This window comes from Porphyromonas gulae (assembly GCF_000765945.1).
Classification (GTDB): Bacteria; Bacteroidota; Bacteroidia; order Bacteroidales; family Porphyromonadaceae; genus Porphyromonas; species Porphyromonas gulae.
Window position 1 is genome coordinate 21,568 of sequence record NZ_JRAT01000029.1, and the last position, 26,410, is coordinate 47,977.

General features: G+C 47.4%; 23 protein-coding genes, 1 pseudogene and 1 riboswitch. Of the genes and pseudogenes, 11 read left to right on the plus strand and 13 right to left on the minus strand.

Annotation, left to right across the window (positions count from 1 at the left end; translation table 11 throughout):
• Window positions 1-91: 91 nt before the first annotated feature.
• The 5 genes from HQ49_RS09705 to HQ49_RS09725 all read right to left on the minus strand — a co-directional run bounded on the left by HQ49_RS09705 (window position 92) and on the right by HQ49_RS09725 (window position 6,241).
• Window positions 92-1,255 carry a cytochrome d ubiquinol oxidase subunit II gene (locus tag HQ49_RS09705; RefSeq protein WP_039419703.1) on the minus strand — a complete coding sequence of 388 codons (1,164 nt, stop codon included), beginning with the start codon at window positions 1,253-1,255 and terminating at the stop codon, window positions 92-94.
• Window positions 1,256-1,302: 47 nt separating this feature from the next.
• Window positions 1,303-2,892: a cytochrome ubiquinol oxidase subunit I gene (locus HQ49_RS09710; RefSeq protein ID WP_080732512.1), complete on the minus strand. Its 1,590-nt coding sequence runs from the start codon at window positions 2,890-2,892 to the stop codon at window positions 1,303-1,305.
• Between the two features lie 19 nt (window positions 2,893-2,911).
• A complete protein-coding gene (locus HQ49_RS09715; RefSeq protein ID WP_018965328.1) occupies window positions 2,912-3,160 on the minus strand; it encodes a DUF4492 domain-containing protein in 249 nt (82 codons plus the stop codon).
• Window positions 3,161-3,340: 180 nt separating this feature from the next.
• Window positions 3,341-5,566, minus strand: a complete 2,226-nt coding sequence (locus HQ49_RS09720; RefSeq protein WP_039419704.1) for a GH92 family glycosyl hydrolase — start codon at window positions 5,564-5,566, stop codon at window positions 3,341-3,343.
• A gap of 132 nt (window positions 5,567-5,698) precedes the next feature.
• Entirely contained in the window at window positions 5,699-6,241 is a 543-nt protein-coding gene (locus tag HQ49_RS09725; RefSeq protein WP_018965330.1) for a pyruvoyl-dependent arginine decarboxylase, read from the minus strand.
• Window positions 6,242-7,268: 1,027 nt separating this feature from the next.
• Between HQ49_RS09725 and HQ49_RS09730 the strand changes: the two genes are divergently transcribed.
• The gene (locus tag HQ49_RS09730) at window positions 7,269-7,721 is read left to right on the plus strand and encodes a copper resistance protein NlpE N-terminal domain-containing protein (RefSeq protein ID WP_018965332.1); all 453 of its coding nucleotides are present in this window, start codon (window positions 7,269-7,271) and stop codon (window positions 7,719-7,721) included.
• A gap of 110 nt (window positions 7,722-7,831) precedes the next feature.
• Here HQ49_RS09730 and HQ49_RS09735 read toward each other — a convergent pair whose 3' ends face one another.
• The 7 genes from HQ49_RS09735 to HQ49_RS09765 form a co-directional block, all read right to left on the minus strand.
• Entirely contained in the window at window positions 7,832-8,323 is a 492-nt protein-coding gene (locus HQ49_RS09735) for a DNA-deoxyinosine glycosylase (RefSeq protein ID WP_039419705.1), read from the minus strand.
• A gap of 15 nt (window positions 8,324-8,338) precedes the next feature.
• Window positions 8,339-9,640 carry an L-cysteine desulfidase family protein gene (locus HQ49_RS09740; protein WP_018965334.1) on the minus strand — a complete coding sequence of 434 codons (1,302 nt, stop codon included), beginning with the start codon at window positions 9,638-9,640 and terminating at the stop codon, window positions 8,339-8,341.
• Window positions 9,641-9,689: 49 nt separating this feature from the next.
• Window positions 9,690-10,262, minus strand: coding sequence for an FHA domain-containing protein (locus HQ49_RS09745; protein WP_039419706.1), 573 nt, complete (start codon window positions 10,260-10,262; stop codon window positions 9,690-9,692).
• Between the two features lie 261 nt (window positions 10,263-10,523).
• Window positions 10,524-11,009, minus strand: a complete 486-nt coding sequence (gene ribH, locus HQ49_RS09750; RefSeq protein WP_018965336.1) for a 6,7-dimethyl-8-ribityllumazine synthase — start codon at window positions 11,007-11,009, stop codon at window positions 10,524-10,526.
• Between the two features lie 90 nt (window positions 11,010-11,099).
• Window positions 11,100-11,786 carry a tetratricopeptide repeat protein gene (locus HQ49_RS09755; protein ID WP_018965337.1) on the minus strand — a complete coding sequence of 229 codons (687 nt, stop codon included), beginning with the start codon at window positions 11,784-11,786 and terminating at the stop codon, window positions 11,100-11,102.
• 175 nt (window positions 11,787-11,961) lie between these two features.
• Window positions 11,962-12,633, minus strand: a complete 672-nt coding sequence (locus HQ49_RS09760) for a response regulator transcription factor (protein ID WP_018965338.1) — start codon at window positions 12,631-12,633, stop codon at window positions 11,962-11,964.
• Between the two features lie 12 nt (window positions 12,634-12,645).
• Window positions 12,646-14,508: a tetratricopeptide repeat-containing sensor histidine kinase gene (locus tag HQ49_RS09765; protein WP_052073481.1), complete on the minus strand. Its 1,863-nt coding sequence runs from the start codon at window positions 14,506-14,508 to the stop codon at window positions 12,646-12,648.
• A 399-nt stretch (window positions 14,509-14,907) separates the two neighbouring features.
• Between HQ49_RS09765 and xseB the strand changes: the two genes are divergently transcribed.
• Both xseB and HQ49_RS09775 read left to right on the plus strand, forming a co-directional pair.
• Entirely contained in the window at window positions 14,908-15,102 is a 195-nt protein-coding gene (xseB, locus tag HQ49_RS09770) for an exodeoxyribonuclease VII small subunit (protein WP_026292245.1), read from the plus strand.
• A complete protein-coding gene (locus HQ49_RS09775) occupies window positions 15,099-15,767 on the plus strand; it encodes a 2-C-methyl-D-erythritol 4-phosphate cytidylyltransferase (RefSeq protein WP_018965341.1) in 669 nt (222 codons plus the stop codon). Before xseB ends, HQ49_RS09775 begins: the two co-directional genes overlap by 4 nt.
• Here the strand turns inward: HQ49_RS09775 and HQ49_RS12350 are convergent.
• The gene (locus HQ49_RS12350; RefSeq protein WP_080745587.1) at window positions 15,712-16,032 is read right to left on the minus strand and encodes a DUF1661 domain-containing protein; all 321 of its coding nucleotides are present in this window, start codon (window positions 16,030-16,032) and stop codon (window positions 15,712-15,714) included. The genes HQ49_RS09775 and HQ49_RS12350 overlap by 56 nt on opposite strands.
• A gap of 7 nt (window positions 16,033-16,039) precedes the next feature.
• On the opposite strand from HQ49_RS12350, the pseudogene HQ49_RS12355 reads away from it, so the two are divergent.
• The 8 genes and pseudogenes from HQ49_RS12355 to HQ49_RS09815 form a co-directional block, all read left to right on the plus strand.
• Window positions 16,040-16,093, plus strand: a pseudogene (locus tag HQ49_RS12355) (hypothetical protein); the annotation flags it as partial.
• Between the two features lie 178 nt (window positions 16,094-16,271).
• The gene (locus HQ49_RS09780; RefSeq protein WP_039419707.1) at window positions 16,272-17,726 is read left to right on the plus strand and encodes a THUMP domain-containing class I SAM-dependent RNA methyltransferase; all 1,455 of its coding nucleotides are present in this window, start codon (window positions 16,272-16,274) and stop codon (window positions 17,724-17,726) included.
• A gap of 33 nt (window positions 17,727-17,759) precedes the next feature.
• On the plus strand, window positions 17,760-19,958 hold the full coding sequence (locus HQ49_RS09785; protein WP_039419708.1) for a S9 family peptidase: 2,199 nt from the start codon (window positions 17,760-17,762) through the stop codon (window positions 19,956-19,958).
• Window positions 19,955-21,250 carry a phosphoribosylamine--glycine ligase gene (gene purD, locus HQ49_RS09790; protein ID WP_039419709.1) on the plus strand — a complete coding sequence of 432 codons (1,296 nt, stop codon included), beginning with the start codon at window positions 19,955-19,957 and terminating at the stop codon, window positions 21,248-21,250. Before HQ49_RS09785 ends, purD begins: the two co-directional genes overlap by 4 nt.
• 2 nt (window positions 21,251-21,252) lie before the next feature.
• A complete protein-coding gene (locus tag HQ49_RS09795; RefSeq protein ID WP_039419710.1) occupies window positions 21,253-22,224 on the plus strand; it encodes a DUF6427 family protein in 972 nt (323 codons plus the stop codon).
• 423 nt (window positions 22,225-22,647) lie between these two features.
• Window positions 22,648-22,904: riboswitch (cobalamin riboswitch) on the plus strand.
• Window positions 22,905-22,994: 90 nt separating this feature from the next.
• A complete protein-coding gene (locus HQ49_RS09805) occupies window positions 22,995-25,391 on the plus strand; it encodes an anaerobic ribonucleoside triphosphate reductase (RefSeq protein WP_018965347.1) in 2,397 nt (798 codons plus the stop codon).
• A gap of 32 nt (window positions 25,392-25,423) precedes the next feature.
• Window positions 25,424-25,915 (plus strand): anaerobic ribonucleoside-triphosphate reductase activating protein, encoded by a 492-nt coding sequence (gene nrdG, locus HQ49_RS09810; RefSeq protein WP_080732446.1) that lies wholly within the window; start codon window positions 25,424-25,426, stop codon window positions 25,913-25,915.
• Window positions 25,916-26,026: 111 nt separating this feature from the next.
• Window positions 26,027-26,305, plus strand: coding sequence for an HU family DNA-binding protein (locus HQ49_RS09815; protein ID WP_004584585.1), 279 nt, complete (start codon window positions 26,027-26,029; stop codon window positions 26,303-26,305).
• Window positions 26,306-26,410 lie beyond the last annotated feature (105 nt).

Here is a 26,410-nt window from a genome sequence, read left to right on the forward strand (position 1 = left end):
TGCTGCCGAAATGTAGAAAAACAACGAGACTGTGTCATGGGAGAATCCTCGTATGACACAGCCTCAGATTTGTGGAATTATCTGTCAGAGATCAATAGGTATGATCATCATGCTCCATTTCTTTTTTCGTGATCTTACGAATGTCCAATGCTCGCCATGCATAGAAAATGTAAGCCAAAACGAAAGGAATGAGGAGAGAGACGTAGCTCATCACCTCCAGCGTGAAGTGGCTGGAGCTGGCATTCTCTATTGTAAGAGAGCTTTGCAGATCGTATGTGGATGGATACCAAGACGTGTCGTTCCAGCCGGCTATGAGCAGCAGGGCAAGTACTGTCAGCACGGTTCCTGTACCATGTAACCAAATGCCTCGTTTGAAGCCTTTGCGTAGTAGGGTCAAACCGATACCGGCAAGTACAAGGATTACTCCCAACAGGAAGACCGCCAAAACAGCCGGCATATCCAAGAAGTTGTACAGGTACTTGTATGGCTCCATATAGACCTCTTTGGAGACAGGGTCAACGGCAAAGCCATCCGTATTCATCAAGAAGGCTATGTACGCAAGGAAGAAGACCAGAAAGGCAATCGTATTAGCCCAAAGTCGGCGTCTGGCAGCTGTATAGAGGCTGTCGTCATCGATATTGTTGATGAAATAAAGTAGAGCCGATACTCTGGCAAGGAAGAATACAGCCAATCCGAGTACTACATTCCACAGGTTCAAAACGGCTTCCAGACCTCTCAGCTGCCACCCATTGAACGGCTGCCAGGCCGAAACGATCTGACTGCCTCCGGAGAGATCGAACATCGCCATCTTGTTTACCACGAAGTTACTGCCTGTAAAGAATGTGGAAACAGCCGTTCCGAGCAGAACCGGAGCCAATACACCATTGATGAAAAGCAGTATTTGGTAGGTTTTCTTCCCCCATACATTACCATGTTTGGATTGGTACTCGTAGGATACAGCTTGGATAATGAAGCAGAAGAGGATCAGCATCCATACCCAATATGCTCCGCCAAAGCTGGTGCTGTAGAAAAGTGGGAACGATGCAAAGAGGGCACCCCCGAAAGTAACCAATGTCGTAAAGGTGAACTCCCATTTTCGTCCGGTCGAATTGACCATCATTTTCTGAGTCAGTTCGTCTTTGCCAAGACTGAAGAGGAACGACTGTCCTCCTTGTACGAATAGCAGGAAAACCAGCAGTGCTCCCAGCAATGAGACGAGGAACCACCAGTAGTGTTGTAACAATGCGTATTCCATAATTTCGTGTCGTTTATTCTATGAATAGAGATCGGGATTCGTTAGCGTTATTCTGTCTCGGGACCTTTCTTGATTGCCTTGCGCATGATATTCAGCTCGGCAACGAGCAAAGCAGAAAAGAGTACGAGGAAGACAAAGAAAGTGATCATCACGGAGCCGGCTTCCAGCTTGGATACGGCAGCTTGTACCGGCAATAAATCTTGGATCGTCCAAGGCTGGCGTCCTACTTCCGCTACGATCCAACCACTCTGACTGGCTACCCATGCAAGAGGCATACATACGATAGCGACCATGTGGAACCATCGCATTTTGCTGAATTTTTCCGGTTTGAAGCTGAACAGCCATGCCAATAGGAATAGCAGTATAAACAGCATACCCAATCCTACCATGATACGGAAGCTGTAGTAAGTCAGCCCCACGGGAGGAACTATATCGTTCTTGTGCTGGATATAGCCATAGCCGAAATAGGGGAAATTCTCGTCTATAACGGATTTGTGCTGTAGGGCAGCTTCCATATCGCCGGCTTGTTTGGCCTTGCTGTAGTCGTTCAGAGCCATGATCGCCCTGCGTCCACGCTGCATCATACTATCCACCGGAATAGCGGTAGTGCCATCGGCCTTTACATATCCGCCTTCGAGGATGTTGTTGATACCCGGTACATAACCGCTGGGGTTGCGAGTTCCCAAGACAGAGAGTACGCGTGGCACCGATACGTTGAAGAGGAAGGCTTCCTTATCGTCCTGCGGTGTTTCTTTCGCCGGATTGAGGATGCCGAAGAGGCTGAGTGGAAGGCCCTTGCCATCGGCAGTGAGTCCATCCTTGCCCGTCTGTCCTGCATCGTACAGACCTTCCATGGCTGCCAGCTTCATCGGTTGCTTTTGTGCCACGTTGTAGGCAGAGGTGTCGCCGGTGAAAGCTGTGATAAGCGAAGCAGCCAAGCCGAAGGGAGCGATGATCTTGATGTTTTTGAGGGCGAAGTCCTTGTGTTTGTCGTCCTTTCTGAGCAGGTAGATGCCGCATACGCCCAAAGCAAATACGGATCCGAGAGTCCAGCAGGAAGAGATCGTGTGCCAGAACTTATTGATCGCAGTGGAAGAGAATACCAAAGCCCAAAAATCCGTCATTTCGTTGCGCATCGTATCGGGGTTGAAGGTCATTCCCACCGGCTCCTGCATCCAAGCATTGGCGATAAGAATCCATACGGCCGACAGGCTGGCTCCGATGATGGTCAGCCATGTGGCACTCAGGTGAAACCCTTTGCTGACCTTGTTCCAGCCAAAGAACATAACGGCAATAAAAGTAGCCTCCATGAAGAAAGCCAAAATACCCTCGATAGCCAATGGCGCTCCGAAGATATCGCCCACGAAGAGGCTGTAGTTAGACCAGTTGGTGCCAAACTCGAATTCGAGAATGATTCCCGTGGCCACACCGATCGCAAAGTTGATACCGAATAGCTTCTGCCAGAACTGGGCATAACGCTTCCACTCCGGTTTGCCATTGCGATAATAGATGGTCTCCACGATAGCCATGATGACACCCAATCCCAGTGTCAGCGGGACAAACAACCAGTGATACATGGCTGTAAGAGCAAACTGTGCACGCGACCAGCTTACTAAGGCATCTAAATTCATAATCATACGCTTATATCTTAATATTTTAGGGGTTTATTCCACGTTTGATAAGTTCTTGCTGCACATATTCGGATTTGGCAGCACTGTCACTGCCGGCCTGTTGTTTCAGAAAGTTTGGGAAGAAGAATACTTTCAGGATGGCGAACATGATGAATAGCTTGATGAGGATAATAGCCCATAGCGTCTTTCCTAATTTCATATTCCTGAAGCCATCTATATAAAAGCGGACTATGCGCATAAGCAAGTTCTCGCGTTTTGCTTTGGTTGTTGTCATAGTTTTTTTCGATCCAAAAATGAAAAACCGTGCAGGTCTCGATTTTGCCGTAGTGGTACAGCTTTCTTACAAATATAGGATAAGAATTGTTTTTTCGGACGCGTTTTCTCTCCAGAATATCACATTCGGTTCAATGGAGCCATTATTTTGTTTGTTTTTGAAAGCTCATCGAGTACCGAATCAATACCAGCAATGTCCCTCGCGAGAGGTCATGAACAGCTCCACATGCGCACCGGTTCTGATCTGATTCCATGTGATATATGACTTGTGATAGGGTTTGCCATCCACTTTTACGGACTCGATATACCGGTTCTTCTCACTTAGATTGTGAGCTGTCAGTCGAAAGATGCGACCATTGGGCTGAGGGATGGTCACATGTTCGAACAGGGGCGATCCCAGTTCGTAATGGCCGCTTATCGGATCCACCGGATAGAACCCCAGAGCTGAGAATACGTACCAGGCCGAAAGTTGGCCACAGTCTTCGTTTCCGCATAGACCGTCAGGAGTGTTTTTGTATAGTTCCGTCAGGATGCGGCGTATTATCCCCGCTCCTTTCCATGGCTGCGATACCTTGTTGTACAAGTAAGCCACGTGATGGCTCGGCTCATTGCCGTGAGCATATTGTCCGATCATTCCCGTACTGAAGATCGGCAATGCTATATGAGGGGGAGTAGAGGTACCGAAAAAGAGGTCGAGACGGCGAGCCATCGAATCTGCACCGCCCATCAGTCCCATGAGACCTTCGGTATCATGCTGGACTCCGAAGAGATATTGCCAGGCATTGCTCTCTGTGATGTCCTCGCTATATTCGAAAGGATCGAAAGGAACTTTCCATTCCCCCGATGCCAATCTGGGCCTGAAGAAACCACTTGCCGGATCATATACCTCTTGGTACGACTTGGCATGGTGTGCATATGCCATCGACCGCTTGGCTGCCGCTGCGTTTTCCCTTGCAAAGAGCACGATGCAGCTATCGTCGTAGGCGTATTCCATCGTCTTGCTCAGGCTCCAGTTCGTACAGTCGGCCGGCACATAGCCCAAGCGACGATAGTTGTCCATATCGGTTCTGCCGGTTTTTTCCATGGTCGAAACCAACAGGCGCATGATGCGCTGCGGATTCTCTTTGTAATTGCCTTTTCGATAGGCTTCTACGATGACCGGTATGGAATGGTAGCCGATCATCATATCCGTTTCTCCGGCCCACATCGTCCAAACGGGCAGCAGCCCTTCGTTTTGCTCACCGAAGGCGACGAGACTTTCCGCCATATCGGCCGCACGTTCGGGGAAGAGGATGTTGTACAGGGGGTGAGCAGCTCGGTAGGTGTCCCAGAGCGAGAAGGTACTGTAGTGTTTGCGTGTCGTCTTTAGCGTATGGACCTTTTTGTCCGCTCCTCTGTAACGGCCATCCGCATCGCTGAAAACCGTCGGGCAGAGCAGACTGTGATAGAGCGCGGTATAGAAAATGGTGTCTGCTTGGGACGATACTCCTTTCTCTGCCACTATACGCGACAAGGCGCGTTGCCACAGCTGCGATGCCTCTGCACGGTAGCGGTCGAAATCATGGTGGGGAGCTTCTTTCGCCAGATTGTTAGCCGCTCCCTTTTCGTCCACACCCGATAGGGCGGTGGAGATCGTCAGCGTACTGTCGGATTCGGCCATTAGAAACGAAAGGTGGGCTACAAGGCCGTAACCGATGATTTGCGTCGTATCGTTATTGGTATATTGGGGCACACTGTCTATCGTGAACTGCTCTATCGGAAGGGAAAATCTGCTGCGGAAGAATACGCGCTGATCCCGTGCCCAACCATCCGAGAAGCGATAACCGCTTATCGTGTGGCTGTCGATCAGTTGCAGACGGCTGTCTGTCGTCCTGTCCCAGTTCATCGTACTATTAAGATCGAGGCGAACTTCCAGCACAGAGTCCCGGATTGTATAGCGTTGAATGCCGCAGTGTTCGGTGGCCGTCAGCTCCACCTTGATACCGTTGTCCAAGCTTACAGCATAATATCCGGCTTCGGCTGTCTCGTTTTTGTGGCTGAATGATGTCCGTATACGGTCGTTCGGGCCGGCTTCATCCGGAGAACTTTTGCCGATCGGCATAAAGCGAATGTCATAGAGGTCGCCGGCTCCCGTGCCGCTCAGATGCGTATGGCTGAAGCCTGCTATCATCGTGTCGGGATAATAGTAACCGGCTATATAGTCCCAGCCGCTTTTCCCATTGTCCGGGCTTAGCTGTACCATACCGAAAGGAACCGTAGCCCCCGGATAGGTATTGCCTACCCAGTCGGTTCCGACAAGGGGGTTCACGTACTTTGTGAAGTCAATATCTTTTCCTCTTTTGCTGCCTGCACATGAAAGCAAAAGGCTGACGGAAAGAAAGGCTATGGGGTAGGGGAGAAAGCGCATCGTTGGATCAGGATAAAATGAGATAAAACAAAAAACAACCATGATTTGCACCTGTCTCAAAGCAGGAGAAAACCATGGCTGTACACTAAGCTGCTTGGGAATGCAGGCAGCTATGCCTGAGGGCGGATAGGACTACTTCTTTTGTACTTCGGGTTGGATGAAATCCATGAAGCACAAACCGGCCAAAGCCGTACCGTATCGCTTCTCGATCGTGATACCCTCGGTGATGAAGTTCAGCTCTCCGAGGTAGTATTGGCTGTAGGTCTTCTGGTGTAGATCGTTGATAACGCGGATCAGACGGGACTCCAGCTCTTCGATACGGTAGCGTCCGCTGACCTCGCAGACGAGACCTCCGGCTTTCTCGTCGAAATTCTCATCCTTGTACATCCATGCATACACCACTCCGGCCGAAACGAATTCGTCCTGATAGCCGTGCGAAACGGCCATGATCGTTTTCAGCTCGGAGCCGAAAGGCGGCAGGTCTATTTCGTCCATTGTGACCAAATGAGCCGTTGCAGGCAGTACGGAGGAGTACGTCATGATATTGAAGTCCGAGATCCCGGCGTCGAACAAAGCCATATGATACGAACCGGCATGCAGTTCCAGATCAGACTCGCCACTACCCTTGGTAATGAAGAAAGTGTTGGGGATGAGATTCCCTACAAGTTTGCTCATTTTTGTAATTGTCCTTGATATGTTGTTAGTACTTACACTGTTTCGTCTTGCAAAGATAGGATTATTCCGTCTATATCCGATGAAGGGTTATCGCTCTTTTCCCCTTGTAAATTTGCGGAAGTAAGTCCTGTTTTTTTATATGACATGGTGGTGATCCGATTTGTTTGATCTTGCTTTAAGAGCGAAGACTCGGAGATGTACTGAAAGCAGTGTGCTCCCCATGGAAGAATGTCATCCGAATTTTGTCGAAATTACGTGCCAAAAAAGTTTTCAACAACGAAGAAGAGTTTGGAATGATTCTAAATAAGCACTTAAAAAGAGCCGGATTTTCAGGTAAAAAAGAAGAGAAAACAGGCTCCTTGTGATCTGAATCTGCTTTTCCGGAGTTTGGATCAGGATTTATATATAAATCATTTTCGATTTGTATATAAAACGATTTCAATTTATATATAAATAGTTTTCTATAAATATAGAAATCAAAGGTGATTTGTATATAAATGGTAGCCTCCGAAAGGTTGCTTTGAAGGTCGGAATAAAAGAGGCACCCACCCGAAGTTCGCGACCGAACTCGGATGGGTGCCTTGTATCGCAGGTGGACTGCGCCGTGATTATTCCACTTTATTTTTCATCGAGGTATACTTTTCTCCTGTATGCTGCAATCGTGTGATATAGGACAAGATAGGATAAGCCGAAAGGGCCGGTGCAGTGTGTGAGGAAGTCGGATACATGTCTAATATATTTTTGTCATTTATGTCCTGTAATTATATTCATACGATAGGGCTTTCGGATGCCATGTATTTTTGCCGATGTAAGCCTTATCGAATACAAAGGTAGAAAAAGAACCGAACAGTGGATAGGCTGATGTCGCTACAGCACTGACCGATGGTACTGTAGCGAAGGAATCCGAATGAAAATGAGCTACATATAAAAAAAACTGTAATTTTGCATCGTGATAGGCGGGTCTCATCGTTGGTGGAATCCGCAATCACGTTGAGTAATAATTAATGTTTTTAAAACGAGAAAAGAGATGAAAAAAATTCTTGGTTTCGCCATGTTGAGCGTTGCATTGGTTGCTTGTGGCGGAAATAAAAATGAGCAGGATGCTGCTGCCGATAGCGCACGTATTGCTGATTCTATAGCACAGGTAGAGGCTGCGGCTGCTGCCGATGTAGAGCGCTTTGTAGGTACCTATACAGGCCTTATTCCTGCTGCCGATGCAGAGGGATTCGATGTTAAGTTGGTATTGAATGCAGACAAAACTTTTGCTCTGGAAGAAGTAGCCAAGGGTGGAAAAGAAGACGGTTTCGGATCTACGAATAGCGGTGCTTTTACCATTAGTGGCGATACGGTATCTCTTGCAAGAGAAGGAGAGGTTTCTCCTCTTCGGCTTGTGTTGAATGCGACTGCCGATTCGTTGCAGTACGATGGAGTTCAGGATGAGAAGATGGCTCCTTTCTACGTATTGGCCAAGCAGAAATAATCAAGATTCCGACAGAAAGGCTGCTTTAGGCGGTCTGCCCTAATAATGAAAGGGTTGTGAATATGGTTTTATCCATCGTCACAACCCTTTTTCTTTACAGTAGGATTTTATCAAAGAGAAAAGATCCTACCCCAATCTTTCACTAAGAGGTCTAAGGTTTTTACGGCATTGGCAGGGCTTGTACTCGGCATGAGCAGACGACGAATGGAGAGAGTTTCGGGGAAATGCTTTCCGAACATTTTCTCTGCTTTTTGGCCGTTGAATGCGATCGTGTGCAGATGAGGATTTCGTTCGATCAGTGAGCCTATGTCATTGGGCACTTCGTCGCAGATCTGAATATCCGCACTTCCCTTGCGAATAGCCGAATGGGCTACATCCCACAGACCGATATGTGCCGAAAGCAACATCTCGGTTCGTCCTGCATAGTCATCGGGTAGGGACTTGCCCAGCAGTTTTGCCATCAAAGGCCAAAAGCGATTGCGAGGATGAGCATAGTATTGTCCCCTGCGAATAGATTCGTCACCGGGCAGACTGCCCAATATCAGAATCTCTAAATGACCATTCTCGATGGGTGGGAAAGAATACTTTTGTCCGCAATCCATACCTAAGACAGGACTTTACTTCTTGTTGGTCATGATATTGAGCACAAGGGTATCGGTGGCGTTCATGCCATCCCGGCCTATGCTTGTGAGGTTGTCGATGCTTTGGTCTACATCGTCATCCACGATCCCCTCGTTGCTGGTCACTACCTTTTTCTCCATGGCCAGCAGTGCAGAGAACATGGCAGAGCTAACTCCGCTGGACACTTTCATACTACAGCTCGGCTTGGCTCCATCGCAAAGCATGCCGGTGATATTGCCGATCATGTTTTTGATGGCAAATCCGATTTGCTCTTTAGTACCTCCCATCAGATAAGTGAGTCCGCAGCTCGATCCCGTTGCCGCTACGACACAGCCACACAGAGCCGACAGACGCCCCAGCTTCTGCTTGATGTAGATCACCATGAGATTGCTCAAGACCAAAGCCCTTACCGTTCTTTCGTGATCGGCTTGCTCGTCCTCGGCAAATGAAAGAACGGGCAATGTGGCCGTAATACCTTGATTGCCACTGCCGGAATTGCTCATGACTGTTACCGGAGCACCATCCATACGTGCATCGCATGCCGAGCTTGTATAAGTAAGCATGCGGGTAAGAGAGCTATCGCCAAGATAGCGGCGTCCCAAAGAACCTTGTATCATTCGTCCTACGGCATGGCCATAGTTTCCCTTCATGGAGACTTCGCTGGCATGTCGATTGAGGCGAGCAGCTTCCAAGATGAATTCGATCTCTTCCGTAGGTGTATTCATGGCAAAGTCGTATACCATCTCGAAGGATAGCGTGATGTCCTCCTCCGAATCCGATGATGCGCTGTCGCTCTTGTCCGCCGCATCATGCCGACTATCGATGACGGCTTGGCCATTGTGTGCAGCATAGATGATATTGGTATGGATCTTCTCGATTACCGTAGATGCCGATTCGGAACCGGCCGACATATTGATTTCGATGTGCAATTTGTCTATATCACCCTGTTTGACAGCTACTTGTATAATCTTACTATCGACGATTTTCTTGGCTTCCTCCAGCTGTTCCGGTGCAATTCCATCAAGCACTTTGAGTTGTTTGGTCGGGTCTGCTACCACGATCCCAAGGGCTATGGCTATCGGCAGTCCGATCATTCCTGTTCCCGGGATACCTACGCCCATGGCATTCTTGAGCATATTGGGGCTGAGCAGTACCTCTACATGGTCCGGTCGTTGGTCCATGAGCGAAGCAGCTTGAGCAGCAGCAAGGGCAACGGCAACCGGCTCGGTACAACCTGTGGCCGGAACTACTTCTTTCTTAATGAGACTGATAATTCGTTGTTGGGTTGGTGTATCCATTTTGAAAGTGATATTGAAAAGGCTCTTTGGACTGGCTTATTCTTGATTGTTAATTCTTCTCTTCGGATTCGATGTCTTTGTGATTCGATGTGTACAATATGGCACTGGTAGCACCCATCGTAATCACATCGCCGTCGTTCAGTCTGCACCATTCTTTTTTGTTCAGAAGACGTCCTCCGACAAAAGTGCCTACAAGACTATCATCGTCGGCAATCGAATAAAGAAAGGATCCGTCTTTTTTCGGAGTTACTCGCAGTATGCTGTGGTGCCGTCCCATACTTGGATCACTTGTCAGCACTGCAATGTCCACCACCGAGTCTTTGTTGCGACGTCCTATCCCATTGTCTCCTTCTTTGAGCGCAAACTCTTGTCGGTATCCGAATACATTTTCCAATACGACGATGTATCCGTGGCTTCGGTCGAGCTCCTGCTCCAATTCTTGTTCCTCCTGCACTGTTTTGTGATTGCGTGAACTGTCGGATTTGCTTACCAGCCGAATGCGCAACTGATGACAACAATGCGGACAGAGCAACGACAAAGAACCGTTCGGAGATGTCTGAGAGAGAGTTTCACGGCTGATCGTGATAGGACCGTCACACTTCGGACAAAAGACTCTTTTCATTAAAAAGACGTTATTTTCTCGTGTGCAAAAGTAATCATTGTTTATGTACCCCAAAAAGAAGAGACTGCGGCGCATAAAAACAAAAGTTAGGGTACTAAACTGAATAGCCTGTGATAGTGGTAATGTGAATAGTTTGTCCCTATAAACGAAAAGCCTCCGCTCATTTACCAGCGGAGGCTTCTCGTTATTGATCGTTTTTTCTTTATTGTATTCGTGGCTCTTGTATCTTTTTTCAGAAAGATATAGAGGCTGAAAGAGTGCTTATACCCTTCTCAATCCGGCCATTTTGAGAGCCGTAACGGCTGCTTCTGTGCCTTTGTTGCCATGTTTTCCTCCGGCACGCTCCTCGGCTTGAAGCATGGTTTCCGTGGTAAGCACGCCAAAGATGACAGGTACAAAGCCGTCAACATTCAATTGGGTGATCCCCTGGGTTACGCCTTGGCAGATGTAGTCGAAGTGCGGTGTGTCGCCTCTGACTACACAACCGATAGCAATTACCGCATCCACTTCATGCTGTTCTGCGAGGTATGCACTTGCATAGGTAAGTTCGAATGTGCCGGGAACGTGCTGTACGATAATATCCTCTTCTGTTACATCGTGCTTCAAAAGGGTAGCGATGGCCCCTTTCATCAGAGCTTCTGTGATATTGCGATTCCATTCAGCAACGGCAATTCCTATACGAAGTCCTTTGCCGCTGGGGACACTTTCGTAGTCGTAGTCGGATAGATTATGATAAGCTGTAGCCATATTTTGGTTTTGTCTAATGAGTTGTCCTGAAAAAAAGGCATCCATCCCAGCATGAGACAGATGCCCTTCTTATTTTGTTGTTTGATATTATTATTTCGCTCCTTTGGATTTTACGCGTATGATGTCTGCTTCTACTGTGTTGGCTTCCATCGAGGTGTAGTATTTGTCTTTTACCTGCGTGTAAGCAGCGAGAGCTTTGTCATATTGCTTGAGTTCTTCATATACGCGACCAGCTTTCACCAAACAGCCCGGAGTGATGGCATCGTTGGAAGCTGCGGCAGCGGCTTTCTCGAAATAGCCCACTGCTTCTTCGTACTTTTTGAGCTGTACGTAGCAGTCGCCGATCAGGCGAGTAATGGAAGGTGCTACCATATTTTCTTTGGCAGAGAATCCTTTCAAATGATCAATGGCTTGCTGATATTCTCCGAGGTTGTAGTAGCAAATGCCGGCATAGGCTTTTGCCAGATTGGAAGCATCCGAACCGGAGTATTTCTTTATTACTGCGAGCAGTCCCATTTCGTTAGTGCCATTTCCGTTTAAGGCTACGCTATCCAGTTCCTGAATGAATTTGTCTTCGGCAAGGTATGCCTTGGCAGCAGCTTCACGAGCTTTAGGTTCGCTGACGAAACGTTTGTAGGCAAAAAAACCTGCCACAATGATAAAAACGCCCAAAATAACCAAGCCGATCTTGGTCATGTTCTTTTCTACGAACTGTTCCGAGCGTGAAACCACTTCTCCTACGTGGTTTTCTGGTTGTTGATTTTCTTTTTTAGCCATATGATGGAATAGTTATTTATTTCTTTTCAGTCGCACAAAGGTACGCGTTTGACTGTGATATACAAATGTACGGTCTGAATAAATACGATATCTAATTGTTTGACGAAAACATTTCTTCCATTTCTCTGTATTCCGACGCTTACTTAATTAGGCTGTTGGACGACTCGAAAGAGAACTACTGCCAATCTACTAATCCGGTCTTCACGGCATACCGTATCAGTTCGGCTGCATTGGAGAATCCTAATTTGCGCAGAATGTTGCTACGATGTGTCTCTACGGTTCGGTAGCTGAGATGCATTTTCTCTGCAGTCTCTTTGGCCGAATAGCCATCGCATAGATACTGGACTACTTCTTTTTCGCGCTCAGTTAACTCGCAAGATTCCTGCGACTTCTTGCTCTTTTTCGCTGAGCGATCTGCCGAGCGAGATAGACAAATGTCCAGAATCATCTTGGAAACGCTCTTGCCATAGAAATGACTGCCGGTGGCTACGGTACGAATGGCATTTTCTATATCGTTGGTTTGAGCTGTTTTGCACATGTATCCTTCTACATCGATTTCCAACAGCTCGTTGACTGTTTTTTCTGACACTTCGGAAGACAGTATTATGATCTTAATAGAAGGGTATAGTTTCTTTACCTTCCGAGCAAGATCTACCCCATTGCCATCGGGAAGCCAAATATCCAGTATGATGAGTTCGGGAGCTTTCTCTTCTTTCAGAAAAGTTTCCATCTCTTCACAAGAACCGCACTCGCCTACAATCTCTGCCAAACCTTGTGTTTGGGAGATGGTGGCGCGCAAACCTATCCGATAGAGTTCGTGGTCATCCACGAGTAATATACTGATCATAGTTATATATGTTTAAGGCGAGGTGAGGACGAAGGAGAATATCGAACCCTTGCCTTGCTTGCTATCAATGCATAATTTGCTTTTGTTCCTTTCGAGCAGACCTTTGCAGATGATCAATCCCAATCCACTTCCTTTTTCGCCGTTGGTGCCTACGGTAATCTTATTGTTTTTGTCGGATTCGAGGATGTCGTTTATTTGTTTTTGACTCATGCCTATTCCCTGGTCTGAGATTGAAATTTTTACTCCTCCTTGAGTCTTTCTTTCTTCCACTCGGATCAGTATCATATGACCTCCTTTGGAGAATTTGATTGCGTTGCTAAGCAAGTTGCGAACGACCGTGTTGATCATTTGTAGGTCAGCACGTACAATACATCTTTGCGGTGCGTCCAACTGTAATTCGATGCCTTTATTATGAGCTGAAATGGAGTGAAGGCTGATTGCTTTCTCGATATTTTCAACAATGTTGAAGTTCACAAAAGTGGTCACGAGGTTGCTTAGTTGGATATTCGCCCAATCAAGCAGATTTTGCAAAAGAATGAGTTCGGAAACCACGCTGTCTCGAATAGAAGACAGCATGCTGCGAGTTGGGGCATCGTAATCGGATTGGGGGGTAAGCATAGCGTCGAGAGCCATTTTCTGTGCAATTACAGGACCTTTGATGTCGTGGGATATGATGGATAGAAGTCTGTCTTTGGTGTCATTCATCTCCCGGAGTCTCTTATTCTGTTTGTGTCTCCTCCTTATTAGAATAAAGAGGATAGAGATAATGCATGTCATCAGAATGCATATCAGGATGAAGGCGAATTGCAGTCTGCGCACAAGTCTGAGCTCTTGATTTTTTAATGCAATTTCGGATTCTTTCTCTTTGCTTTTGAAGCGAACTTCGAATTCAGATACTTTTTCTTTCATCTGCCTGGATGCGATCGAATCAGATAGTGCATTCGATCTTTTCAGGCATTCGTATGCCAAGGAGTATAATCCATGGTCGGCATATAAGAAGCTGGCTAAGTCAAGTATACACAGTCTGACCTGATCATATCCAGTTTGTTGTGCTAAATTCTCTGCGATTGTCAGTAATTCGTTTGCTTTTCCGTATAGGCTATGATATGCATAGTAGTAAGCTAAATGTGCGTGACATAGAGCTTGGATCTCCACGTTTTTTGTCTTGGAGGCTATCTCCAATGCTTCGATCAAGGGTTTGAAACTTTCTTCTATCTTATTCTGATCGATCATAATCGTGCCGATATTCATAAGGCTATTGCACATACTGGCACTATCTGCATTGGCACGCTCTATCTTAAGTGCTTTTTCATAATAGGAGCAAGCCGATTCGAAATCTTTTTTTTTCTGGTATATATTGGCTATGTTGTTATAGGCGATGGAGATACCTGTTTCGTTTTTCATGGTTTGCGCTATTTCCAGAGCGCGTTGATAGAAAGTCAGAGCATCATCCCACTTTTCCTGAAAGAAGAATATGATACCCATTTGCATATAGGTACGACCGGCGATTGTATCGTTAGGGTTGCCTTTAAGCAGATCTATTGTTTCCTCAAGGGCTGTTATTGCACTGCTATAGCGACCGGCATAAGTGGACATACTGGCATACTCCAGAAGAAGCTCCGGAATATCTTGAACCAAACCTGCATCTCGGGCGAACTTAATAGCCAATGAGTATGCATCGGCAGCTGTTCCGACATTGTGGTCTTTTTTGAGCTGTTCGCCCAACTTTTCATATCTCTTTTTCTTCTCTGCTGCAGATAGAGTGAGGTCAGAAGCGGTTTTGAAAAGAGAATCTACATTAATCTCTCTCGCGGAGAGTGGAAAAGCGGCGGGGAGAATAAGTATCAGAATAATCAGTTGGATACGTATATTCATAATATGCGTTATATTTCGTTGGCAAAAATAATATTTTTTGATAACTGAGCTCTATAATATAAAGCTTGTTTCCTTGTGGCCTATCTGTCCGTTTCTGCTTTCAAGGCCTTTGCTTAGAGCAAAAGTAGTCTTCCGAAGTCCGAAAAACTTTTTAGTTCTTGTCTTTTTATGTTTTTGACTATTTAATAGGGTGTAGTTGTATAAATTGGATAATTATATGGGACAAAACTATATTTCAGTCATCCGTTATCAGAAGGACTGACGAAAGAGGGAGCATACTCGTTTAGGGTTGGCTTATTACTGCTGCAGTTGTTTTCAGAGCTTCTCATCTGACTTTTGAGTTTGAACAAGCTGGTTCGTTTACTGCTTTTTCTGCAAATCCTTATTTTTGTCAACATTATGACCGAGAACAAGACATATACCGAGGCGATGACACGCCTTGAAGAGATAGTCCGTATTATCGAACACGACAGCCCCGATGTGGATGAGCTGACCAAACTGGCAGAGGAGGCTATTGCGCTGATTGGTTTCTGCCGAGAGAAACTCACCGTAGCTGATAAGCAGATCGAAGAACTCATGGCCAAGCTTTCATGAAAGAAAAACGCTATGCTCTGATCGTAGCCGGTGGGCAGGGACTGCGTATGGGGGCCGATTTGCCTAAGCAATTTCTGCTTTTGGCCGGACGGCCGGTATTGATGCACACGTTGATTCGCTTTGTCCCTCATGTCGATACTATAGTACTGGTATTGCCTGCTGATCATCATACTTATTGGCAAGATCTGTGCCGGAGGTATGACTTTGCTATCTCTCATCAAGTAGTTGCAGGTGGGGGCACTCGTTTTGCCTCTGTTCGGAATGGATTGGAGGTTGTGCCCAATGGTGTTTTGGTTGCAGTGCATGATGGAGTACGTCCTTTGGTCAGTGGCGAGACTATTGATGCTTGTTTCTGTGCGGCCGCAGCGGGAGGGGCTGCTGCTCCTTGTAGAGCTCTGCTCGAATCGCTTCGCTATTATGCCACTGATGGAAATTATGCTGTGGACAGGAGTCGCTACGTCACGGTACAAACTCCGCAAATTTTTCGTAGTGAGTGGTTAAAAGAGGCCTATCGGGAGCCATACGAAGAACGCTTTACGGATGATTGTTCGGTGTATGAACATCATTTTGATCGTCCCGTGGCATTGATTGAGGGCAATCCTGAGAATATCAAATTGACCACTCCTCTCGATCTTTCCCTTGCGGAACTGTTATTGACATCCTAATGCCTGATACGGGATCAAAGTTCCCGGAAACAATTTCCCCCCTAATAATTACTTCCTGCATTTGACGCAACTTCAGACACTGATGTCGTCGTTGTCGCATGCGGTGCATGCGATATGAAAAACCTGGAGCAACATTATTGATTCGATAGGCTAACTCCCAAGAAAACACGGGCCCAAAATACTCCGATTTTGGCTCGTCATTTCTGAAAATATGACGTGAGAATTTTTTCGTTCCGGCGCGAGATTTTTTCCCTTCCGGAGCCAAAAGAAAAAAGTTTACGCGCCATGTTTTTAGAAGCTATAAATGCCAAAATTTGGGCGCGTAAACGCACCACCTGATGTCAAATCGATGCTTCTTGCTGTCTATGTGAGTTCATGTTCGAAGATCGTATTGCCGTACCGTTGACTTTGACCGCGATTCTTTTTTCTGCTTTCTGACAGTGCTCGAAAAGCCTCAGACTGCGGCCGTATTTCATTATCTTTGTTCCATAATCATGGACTATTATGAATAACGATCTCCAATTTACTATGGTGGCTAAGACCCTTTACGGGTTGGAGGATGTCTTGGCTGCCGAACTAACAGCCCTGGGTGCTGAGGAGGTAACCGTGGGTCGGCGTATGGTCAGTTTTCGAGGAGATAAGAGGATGCTCTATCTTGCTAATCTCCGGCTGCGTACAGCACTGCGCATATTGAAACCTGTAACGACTTTTCATGCGAAGACGACAGATGAGATTTATGAAAGGCTCAGACTTTTCGATTGGACGACCGTTATGTCATCGGATCAAACTTTCTCCATTGATTCCGTCGTTTATTCCGATTCGTTCAAGAACAGTCAGTATATAAGCTATCGTACCAAAGATGCTTTGGTGGATTTCTTCCGTGATCGTGAGGGCAAACGCCCTTCCGTCCGGCTCTCCAATCCCGATATTCTACTGAACATACATGTGTCGCACGAGGAAGTAACCCTGTCGCTCGATAGCTCGGGCGAGAGTCTACACAAGCGAGGTTATCGTGTGGCCGAAACGGCAGCTCCTCTAAATGAGGTGTTGGCTGCAGGTATCTTGCTCAAAGCCGGTTGGGATGGCAGTACGGATTTGATCGATCCCATGTGTGGGTCCGGAACGTTCCTGATCGAAGCTGCCCTGATTGCATGCAATATTGCCCCCGGTATCTATCGGCGAGGCTTTGCTTTCCGGCGGTGGGCAGACTTCGATCCCGATCTGTATGATGAGCTGTACCATGACGACAGCGCAGAACGGGTATTCGATCATACCATCTACGGTTCCGATATTTTGCCACAGGCCGTAGCTGCGGCCAGAAGTAATGTGGAGCGAGCCGGTCTTGGCAAGTACATTTCTCTGAGCGTCCTACCCATGCAGCAGCGTCCGAAGCCTGAATCCAGGGCTATGCTCGTGATGAATCCTCCTTATGGAGAACGTATCAAAGTGGAGGATATGCAGCAGTTGTACGCCATGATCGGAGAGCGACTCAAGCATAATTATGCAGGTTGCTCTGCATGGATTCTGGCTTTCAAGCCGGAGCATTTCAATCATATCGGTCTTCGTCAGTCCGATCGAGAGAAGTTGATGAATGGAGCCTTGGAATGTGAGTTGCGAGGTTATGAACTCTTTGAGGGACGACGCGATTCATTTGCCGAAAGAAAAAGTCGTCAAGCCGAAAGAGAACAAGGTGTAGGACGGAGAATCGATCGTCGTGACGTTTCTGCCGGAAGGGAAAGACGCCCCAACTCCATGGATCGAGAAAATAAGCCTCCTTATCGTTCTCCTCGTCCTGATAAGCCTTTCAGAACTTCCGATAAAAGGAAAAGAGAGCATAATGATGAGCAGCAACGAGAGACTCGCTGGCCGAACGATAGGTTCCGATCTTCGGATGAATCTGAAAGAGGGCCTCGCAAATCCTCTTCAAAGCGGATTCAGGTGATTCGCAATGATGAATAAAAAACGAATAGAAAATCAAATACAATAAAATAAATGAAGAAGATAATCTTCCAACAACTATTTCTGTCTGTTTGTGCCCTTACAGTGGCCTTGCCTTGTTCGGCTCAGTCTCCTGAAACGAGCGGCAAGGAGTTTACTCTTGAGCAACTGATGCCCGGAGGAAAAGAGTTTTACAACTTTTACCCCGAATACGTGGCCGGTTTGCAATGGATGGGAGACAATTATGTCTTTATCGAGGGGGATGATTTAGTTTTTAATAAGGTGAATGGCCAACCGGCTCAGTCTTTCAGATTGTCTGCTACAGACCTCAATGCACAGATGCCGGAGGGATGCAAATTCCAGACGACCGATGCTTTCCCTTCATTCCGCACACTCGATGTCGGACGAGGCCAAGTAGTTCTCTTTACACAGGGGGGATTGGTCGGATTCGATATGCTTGCCCGAAAGGTAACTTATGTTTTCGACACCGATGGAGAGACGGCTTCTCTGGACTTTTCTCCTGTGGGAGACCATGTGGCCTATGTCAAAAAGCACAACCTCTATATCGCCCGTGGGGGCAAATCCGGAGAGGGTATGCCACGAGCTATCGCTCTGACAGCAGATGGGACTGAGACGCTTGTCTATGGTGAGGCGGTACACCAACGAGAATTTGGCATCGAAAAAGGTACATTCTGGTCTCCAAAAGGTAGCAGCCTCGCTTTCTATCGAATGGATCAGAGTATGGTGAAGCCTACCCCGATAGTAGATTATCATCCGCTCGAAGCCGAGTCCAAACCGCTTTATTACCCCATGGCCGGTACCCCCTCGCACCACGTTACGGTTGGGATCTATCATTTGGCTACGGGCAGGACTGTCTATCTGCAAACGGGTGAGCCGAAGGAAAAATTTCTGACGAATCTGAGTTGGAGTCCGGACGAAAAGATCTTGTATGTAGCCGAGGTCAATCGTGCTCAAAACGAATGTAAGGTAAATGCCTATGATGCTGAGACCGGTAGATTCGTCCGTACGCTGTTTGTTGAAACCGATAAACATTATGTAGAGCCGTTGCATCCCCTGACATTCCTCCCGGGAAGTAGCAATCAGTTCATCTGGCAGAGCCGTCGCGACGGATGGAACCATCTCTATCTGTATGATACTACAGGTCGTCTGATCCGTCAGGTGACAAAAGGGGAGTGGGAGGTGACCAACTTTGCAGGCTTCAATCCTAAGGGAACACAGCTCTATTTCGAAAGTACCGAAGCCAGCCCTCTCGAACGCCGTTTCTACAGTATCAGTGTCAAGGGTGGAAAGACGAAAGACCTGACTCCCGAATCGGGAATGCATCGTACCCAACTATCTCCCGACGCTTCGGCTATAATCGATGTTTTCCAGTCGCCTACTGTTCCGCGTAAGGTTGCGGTGACAAATATCGGCAAGGGGTCTCGCACTCTATTGGATGCTAAGAACCCCGATACGGGCTATGCCATGCCGGAGATCAGAACGGGTACCATCATGGCGGCCGATGGGCGGACGCCTCTTTATTACAAGCTCACGATGCCGCTTCGCTTCGATCCGGCAAAGAAATATCCTGTTATAGTCTATGTTTACGGAGGGCCTCATGCCCAGCTCGTAACTAAGACATGGCGCAGCTCTGTCGGTGGGTGGGATATTTACATGGCACAGAAAGGCTATGCCGTCTTTACGGTGGATAGTCGCGGATCTGCCAATAGAGGGGCTGCTTTCGAGCAGGTTATTCATCGTCGTTTGGGACAGACCGAGATGGCCGATCAGATGTGCGGTGTGGACTTCCTCAAGAGCCAATCATGGGTAGATGCCGATAGAATAGGAGTACACGGCTGGAGCTATGGTGGCTTTATGACTACGAATCTGATGCTTACGCACGGCGATGTCTTCAAAGTCGGAGTAGCCGGCGGGCCTGTCATAGACTGGAATCGATATGAGATTATGTACGGTGAGCGTTATTTCGATGCGCCACAGGAAAATCCCGAAGGATACGATGCAGCCAACCTGCTCAAACGAGCCGGTGATCTGAAAGGACGACTTATGCTGATTCATGGGGCGATCGATCCGGTCGTGGTATGGCAGCATTCGCTCCTTTTCCTTGATGCCTGTGTGAAGGCACGCACGTATCCCGACTATTACGTCTATCCGAGTCACGAACATAATGTGATGGGGTCGGACAGAGTGCATTTGTATGAAACAATAACCCGTTATTTCACAGATCACTTATGAACATCCTTTTATTAGGCTCCGGCGGGCGCGAACATGCCTTGGCTTGGAAAATAGCCCAAAGCCCGCTAACGAATAAACTCTTCGTTGCTCCCGGAAACGGGGGAACCGGGGATGTGGCGATCAATATCCCCGAAGTGGAAGTTAATGATTTTACTGCTGTTGCCGAAGTGGTACGGCGCGAGTCTATCGACCTGCTGGTAGTGGGGCCTGAAGAACCCCTCGTACGTGGCATAGTGGACTACTTCCGAAATCACGACTCACTGCACGATCTCCTCATCGTGGGACCCGATGCCAAGGGGGCACGCTTGGAGGGAAGCAAGGATTTCAGCAAGTCTTTTATGAAACGGCACGGTATCCCTACTGCCACTTATCAGACCTTTACGGCTGACCAAATAGATGCAGGCAAGGCATTCATAGATACGATGCAGGCTCCTTATGTGTTGAAAGCCGATGGTTTGGCTGCCGGTAAGGGGGTGATTATCGCCTCCACTGCGGAAGAAGCCAAACGAGAGTTGGCCGAGATGCTCTGTGGCAAATTCGGTGCTGCAAGCTGTCATGTGGTGATCGAAGAGTTTCTCGATGGCATAGAGTGCTCCGTATTTGTTGCTACGGATGGCAAAGACTATCGTATACTTCCCATCGCGAAAGATTATAAGCGAATCGGCGATGGAGATACCGGTCTCAATACCGGCGGTATGGGGAGCGTTTCGCCTGTTCCTTTTGCCGACGAAGCATTCATGCGGAAGGTGGAGGAGCGGATTATCCGGCCTACAATATCGGGACTGATAGCCGAAGGGATCGATTATCGCGGATTCATCTTCGTGGGACTGATGAATGTAGGAGGAGATCCTTATGTGGTAGAGTATAATTGCCGTATGGGAGATCCGGAAACCGAAGTGATCATGCTGCGAATCGGATCGGACTTTGTGGAGCTGCTTCGCCGAATAGCTGTGGGTAATATCGGTGATTACCAGATGCAAGAAGATCCTCGCTTTGCTGCCTCGATCATGCTCGTGTCGCGAGGTTATCCGGGTAGTTATGAAAAGGGAATGGAGATGGATATCCCCATCCCTCCGGCCGATACGATTCTGTTCCATGCCGGCACTATGGCAAGTGGGGGGAAGGTATATACCAATGGCGGTCGCGTCATGGCTGTCAGCAGCTACGGAGCGACACCGGAGGCCGCCTTGCAACGTTGCTATACCCACGCTCAGCAAGTGCTCTTCGATGGTAAGAATTATCGTCACGATATCGGCCAAGACATGCTTCTTTGGGCGAAAGCCGAACGTTAACAGTGACAAGAGCTGAAAGAACGTATTTAGTGCCGGCTACGATATTGATTGCCCTCCTGTGTAGGATACTATCCTACGCATGGGGGCTTTCTGCTGATATCCCACCATCAGGAGACAGCTTTAGCTTCTTTGGTACGATCCCTTCTTTGTGGCAGAGCATGGGCTCGTTTGCGATCGGGCTGATCGGATCTTTTATTGCGGTTCGGTTTAGTGCTTTCTATCTGTTGCTTCATGAAGGCGGATTAAAGTTATTCGCCTTTCTGATGATCCTTCTGCTCAATACCCATCAGGCTTTCTTCTCCATACAGCCGTACTCGCTGTCGATACTGCTATTCGTAGCACTCTTGTTCTGTCTGTTCGGCACTTATGGGTATAGCAATATTCCGCGAAAGACCCTCAACGTAGGCTTTTGTATCGGACTTTCTGCCGTGCTTTGGTCTCCATCTCTGCTTCTTGTGCCGTTTATGCTCATACAGCTTTATCCGATGAAGAGTTTGTCTTTCAAAAATCTGCTTGCTTTTTTCTTCGGACTGTTTCTCCCTCTGTGGTGTTGTCTTCCTTTGTTCCTATTGTTAGGAGAGGAGCAGTACATTATCGACAATCTTAACCTTCTAAGCCAGTGGGGTTTTTCCTATCCGACTTCCCACGTAAGTGCTTGGAAGTGGTTGTATCCGTCTCTTTTGTTGGCGTTGTATCTTATCTCCTTCGTCTATTTGCAGCTGACATACACGAGAGAAAAAGTTATCGCACGTATTTACTTCTTTAGCCTTTTGTGTGCCGGTTGCTATATGCTGCTGCTTTCTGCAGTCATGCCTGCTGCTTCGGACGGATTTCTTTATTTGGCTACATTCCCCATATCGGTACATGGAGCGCGTTTCCTGTATTCTCAGAGTCGCCGTCCTGCCAATATCCTGATTTCTCTTATCCTCCTTGCCTTTCCCATCTCTCTATTCGTGTCATCTTTTTTCCTTTGATTTTTCAGTACACGTCACACACCTAAAAACTCCTTTTCCCGGTTCTGAAAAACGTGGCGTGAGAAAATTTTTTTTCTCAGACCGTGTAGAAAAAATTTACGCCCGTAAACGAAATTTTTTTGGCGCCACAATTTTAGAATTTACGCACCGTAATTGAGCTGATTTTGGTCTGCTTTTTGGGGACTAACAGCTGCTTGCCTATAGCCTTTCGGAGTCAGGATTTTATGATGCCGTTCGACGATGTTATGAAGCTCAATTGCTTCATGCTAAAAAAGGGAGCTTTATTTCCTATCTTATTGTCTATGAGTTTGTTTTCTGTTTTTGATGTCCATTTGGGGGATTCCTCGTTTTGGCCTGAAATTGTTATCATATATAGCCCAAAATGCCGAGTTGTCCGTTTGCTGTTGTTATAAAAAACAATATCTTTGTTCCCATCGTAGTGGTCCCTGCTCGTCTCGAACAAGTTGAGTGGGGTGTAAGAGGGAATCGGGTGAGAATCCCGAGCAGTCCCGCTGCTGTAAGCTTCTACCGCCGTGTCGGTTTTTGATGGGCGGACTCTTGTCGCTTTCCAAATGATGCCACTGTTCATTCTCTACTACAGGTGGAGCTGAATGGGAAGGCGCGACAAACAGAAAAGAGATGAAGTAAGCCAGAATACCTGCCTCTACGAGTTGCCTATAAAGTATGGAGAGAAGACCTCGAGGAAAGGAGTCTCCCCGGCACTAAGAGAATAGATCTCGGAAAGTATTTTTTTACAATAACGTATTACAATGGAAGAGGTAATCCTTCGCATCGTAAAGCGTGATGGTCATGTGCAGTCGTTCGATCCGGAGAAAATCCGTCAGGCGATAATCAAGGCTTATCGCGCAGGGGGTGTGCACGAAGAAGCTGCACGTATCGACAATATTGTCCAGTCCGTAACCGATTTTGCCCGTCAGAGCGGTGAGCTTGTCACCGTGGAGCAAATACAGGATCGTGTCGAGGAGGAACTGATGCGTTTGAATCCTTTTATAGCCAAGAAATATATCATCTATCGTGAGTGGCGCACCGTAGAGCGTGACAAGCGTACCTCCATGAAGCATACGATGGACGGCATCGTAACGATAGAGAAGAACGATGTGAATCTGGGCAATGCCAACATGAGCTCGCATACCCCTGCAGGCCAGATGATGACTTTTGCTTCGGAAGTGACCAAGGACTATGCCAGCAAATATCTGCTTCCGCTGCGTTATAGCAGAGCGCACAGGGCAGGAGATATACATATTCATGATTTGGACTATTATCCGACGAAAACGACTACATGTGTCCAGTACGACATAGCAGACCTCTACGAACGGGGATTCCGCACAAAAAACGGCAGTATCCGTACACCGCAGAATATCCATAGCTATGCAACGCTGGCTACTATCATATTCCAGACAAATCAGAACGAACAGCATGGCGGACAAGCTATCCCGGCCTTTGATTTCTTCATGGCTCCGGGTGTGCACAAATCGTTCGTCACGCATCTCATAGAGCGTCTCCGCTTCGTGCTCGAGCTCCGGCAGCCAACCAATACCGACTTAAGTACGACTCTTCCCAAGGCTATTCGGAACCTAACGCCGCTTTTGACAGATTCACCTCAGGAGGCCGGGAGGCTATATGAGGGACTTTGTGCGGCGTCTTTTCCATTTTCGAGTACAGAGGTGGAGATCGCTCTTGCCACAGCTTTCCGAAAGACGCGTAAGGATACGCATCAGGCTATGGAAGGCTTCATTCACAACTTGAATACGATGCACTCTCGTGGAGGCAATCAGGTTGTTTTCAGCTCCATCAATTACGGCACCGATACTTCGCCCGAAGGTCGAATGGTGATGGAGGAGCTGTTACGTGCTACGGAGGAAGGTTTGGGGCATGGCGAAGTACCCATCTTCCCGATTCAGATCTTCAAAGTCAAAGAGGGGATCAACTATTCCGAAGCGGATGTAAAGTTGGCATTGGAAAACTTCGATGACGCGATCGCCGGTAAGATTCTTTTCTCTGCTCCGAACTTCGATTTGCTGCTGAAGGCTTGTGCCACAACGGCCAAAGCCCTCTTCCCGAATTTCGTCTTTCTCGATACGCCATTCAATCTGCATGAGGGTTGGCGAGCAGACGATCCCAAACGTTATCTGCAAGAGGTGGCTACCATGGGTTGTCGTACGAGAGTATTTGACAATGTAAACGGACCGAAGTCATCGATCGGACGAGGCAATCTCTCTTTTACCTCCATGAACCTTCCCCGTTTGGCTATCGAAGCCAGACATGAAGCAGAGGAGAACTGCCCTGATGGCGACAAGGAAACGATCCGCAGTGAAGCACGTCTTCTCTTCCTGGAGGGTGTCCGCCGAATGTCTACACTCATTGCAGACCAACTCTATGACCGCTATTGCTATCAGCGTACAGCATTAGCGCGCCAATTCCCTTTCATGATGGGGAATGATGTTTGGAAGGGTGGTGCTGCCTTACAACCGAACGAAGAAGTCGGCGATGTCATCAATTCCGGTACTCTTGGTATCGGTTTTATCGGTGGGCACAACGCGATGGTGGCCATCTATGGTGAAGGACATGCTCACAACAAGGCAGCTTGGAATACGCTATACGATGCCATTTCGGTCATGAATGATGTCGCTCAGGAGTATAAACGGAAGTATCGTCTGAATTACTCTGTTTTGGCTACTCCGGCAGAAGGTCTTTCCGGTCGTTTTACCCGAATGGATAGAAAACGCTATGGGATTATTCCCGGGGTAACGGATTTGGACTATTACGTCAATTCTTTCCATGTGGATGTTCGCGAACCGATAGGTATAGCCGAGAAGATCAAGTGCGAGGCTCCTTTCCATGCTATTACTGGTGGCGGCCACATTACTTATGTAGAGTTGGATGGCGAAGCCAAGAAGAATGTGTCCGTTATCTTGAAGATTGTCAAGATGATGAAGGACGAAAATATCGGCTATGGCTCGATCAATCATCCTGTGGACACCTGCAAGGGCTGTGGTTTCAAAGGTGTGATTTACGACAAATGTCCTGTATGCGGCAGCGATCGGATAGCTCGTCTGCGACGTATCACCGGCTATCTGACAGGAAGCCTCGATACATGGAATTCAGCCAAACAGGCCGAAGAGCACGATCGTGTAAAACACCTATAATGCTTTAGAAACGCCACCAAGCGCGGGAGCAGGTGTCCGAAAGCATCGAATCATACGGCATCAGGCTGCTGAACGTCTATCGTGAAACTATTTGCGACGGACCGGGCTTGCACTATTCTATTTATTTGGCTGGTTGTCGCCACGCATGTCCCGGTTGCCACAATCCTTCCAGTTGGGATCCGGAAGCCGGTGTACTGATGACGGACTCGATCCTCGGCAATATCATCCGAGAGATCAATGCCAATCCCCTATTGGATGGGATCACACTCTCTGGAGGTGATCCCTTTTACAATCCTGCCGGACTTACCTGTCTGCTACAGAGGCTGCGTGCATCCTGTATCTTGCCGATATGGTGCTATACAGGATATACACTCGAGCAGTTGAAGGCTGATTCGATGCTTTCCGCTCCTCTTGCTTTGATCGATGTTTTGGTCGATGGCCCATTCGTGCGCGAGCTGTTCGACCCCACTTTACTATGGCGTGGCAGCAGCAACCAGCGTATTATTCGGCTGCAAGAGAATTGAATTCACCATGTAAACTAAAAAATGCCGGAGTAAAGTAACTAAGAGAAAAAGCACTATATTTGCAGACCTAAAACAAAAGAAACTCAACCATTTAATTCTGAGCATAGTATTATGACGAAAGCTGACGTAGTGAACGCTATTGCGAAGTCGACAGGGATTGATAAGGAAACAACCCTGAAAGTCGTGGAGTCGTTCATGGACACCATCAAAGACTCCCTTTCGGAAGGAGATAATGTATATCTCCGTGGATTTGGTAGCTTCATTGTGAAGGAAAGAGCTGAGAAGACAGCACGTAATATTTCGAAGCAGACGACTATCATCATCCCCAAAAGGAATATTCCGGCGTTTAAGCCTTCGAAAATCTTTATGAGTCAGATGAAACAAGACTAATCATAGTTTAACAATAAAACATAAAGCATTATGCCTAACGGAAAGAAGAGAAAGAGACATAAGATGGCTACGCACAAGCGTAAAAAGAGACTGAAGAAGAATCGC